General features: G+C 53.9%; 2 protein-coding genes. Both read left to right on the top strand.

Features of this window, described 5'->3' with window-relative positions; translation table 11 throughout:
- The first annotated feature begins 66 nt into the window (after positions 1–66).
- Entirely contained in the window at positions 67–915 is an 849-nt protein-coding gene (locus tag WBV27_RS10460; protein WP_424201849.1) for an ABC transporter permease, read from the top strand.
- 13 nt (positions 916–928) lie between these two features.
- Positions 929–1,953, top strand: a 1,025-nt coding sequence (locus WBV27_RS10455; protein WP_424201846.1) for an ABC transporter substrate-binding protein, incomplete at its 3' end; no start/stop codon positions are given.

Below are 1,953 nucleotides of genomic sequence, written 5' to 3'. Positions count from 1 at the left end.
CCGCGAATATCAGGTACGCCGCGCATGAAACAGTTTAGGCGAAAAGAGACCAAGGAGGACAATTTTATGAAGAAAGCAGATACGCTCACAAGCGATGCACTGATTCCCGAGCAAAGCACGTCCGCGACCGCGGCAAAGAAAATACGAAAGAGGATCCAGCCGGAAAAAATGATCACCGTCGGCACCGTCGCAGCGATCATGGTGCTCTGGTATGTCGTTACCGCGCTGGGGCTGGTCAGCCCGATGCTGCTGCCGAGCCCGTTGGCGGTTTGGACGGCCTTCGTGGAGATTCTCTTCAACGGCTATAAGGGCTACTCCTTGCTGCAGCACATCGGCACCAGCTTATGGCGCCTGCTCAGTGCCTTCGGATTGGCGATCATCGTCGCGATTCCGTTGGGTTTGCTCAGCGGCTACAACACGAAAATCAAAGCGGCCTTGGATCCGATCATCAACTTCTACCGCCCACTTCCGCCATTGGCTTACTACACTTTGTTGGTAATGGGGCTCGGGATTGCGGATGCTTCGAAAGTCGCCTTGCTGTTCCTGGCAGCCTTCGCGCCGATCTACGTCAGCTGCGTCTCCGCCGTTGCGAAAGTCAACACAGACTTCATCAACAGCGCGAAAACAGTCGGCGCCAGCCAGACCCAAGTGTTCTTCCATGTCATCCTGCCGTCCTGCTTGCCGGATATCCTGACGAGCCTGCGCACCGCACTCAGCGTTGCCTACACGACCCTCGTTTCGGCGGAAATGGTTGCGGCTATGACCGGGATTGGTTGGCTCGTCCTTGATGCCAGCAACTACTTGCGCAGCGACATCGTCTTCGTCGGCATCATCATCATGGGCATCACCGGCATTCTTTTGGATAAAATCATCGTCATCGTACAAAATAAATTTGTCCCTTGGGCAGGAAAATAATCGGAGGCTTTTTATGAAAAAAAACCACATGTTCTCTAAACTACTGTTCTTATCTTGCTCAGCTCTTTTGTTCGCGGCTTGCGGCAGCGCGGACAGCGCGACTGACTCTTCCACCGCTTCGGCGGACGGCGACCTGCCTGAGAAAGTCATCATCGCGACTTTGGAAATGCCGAACGACGAAGGCATCGCGAAAGCGGAAGGCTATTTTGAGGATGAAATGGGTGTGCCGATCGAAATCGTCCAATTCGAAAGTGGAAAAGCGATCAACCAGGCCATGGTTTCCGGCGCCGTCGACTTCGGTTTGACCGGTTCGGGCTCGGCCGTATTGGGCATCGCGTCTGGCATCCCGATCGAAATGATCTGGATCCATGAAACGTTGGGCTCGGTGGAATCATTGGTTGCGAAGAACGAACTGAACGCTACCTCCTTGGAAGACCTGAAAGGCAAGAACATCGGCGTTCCTTTCGCCAGTACGGCCCACTACAGCCTGCTGCGCGCCATCACGGCCAGCGGCTTCGAAGAGACTGATTTCACCCTGATCGATCTGCAACCTTCCGACATCTTTGCGGCATGGCAACGTGGCGACATCGATGCCGCCTACATCTGGGAGCCTACCCTCAGCGAATTGCTGACTGACGGCACCATCGTCCTGCACAGTGGAGACGTAGCTGAAATGGGCTATATGACAGCCAACGTCGAAATCGTCCACAGCGAATTCGGCGAAGCTTATCCGGAAATCGTTGAGAAATACATCGCTGCTGTCGATAAAGCCGTAACGCTTTACCGAGAAGATCCGGATCAAGCCATCTCCATCATCTCTAAGCAATTGAACATCACTGAAGAGTCCGCTAAGCTCCAAATGGAAGGCCAAAACTGGATTTCCGCAGAGGAACAATTGGATGCAGCCAACCTGGGAACGTCCGAGGCAGTCGGCGCAATGGCCGCTACCATGTATGATATGGGCCAATTCTACCTGGATCAAGGCAACATCACCGAATCGCCGAGCGAAGCAGATTTTGCTGAAGGAATCAACACAAC

Origin of the sequence: Trichococcus sp. (assembly GCF_049589555.1) — a bacterium.
Lineage (GTDB): Bacteria > Bacillota > Bacilli > Lactobacillales > Aerococcaceae > Trichococcus.
Note: the sequence above shows the minus strand (reverse complement) of the source record. Positions and strands in the feature narration are given on the sequence as shown.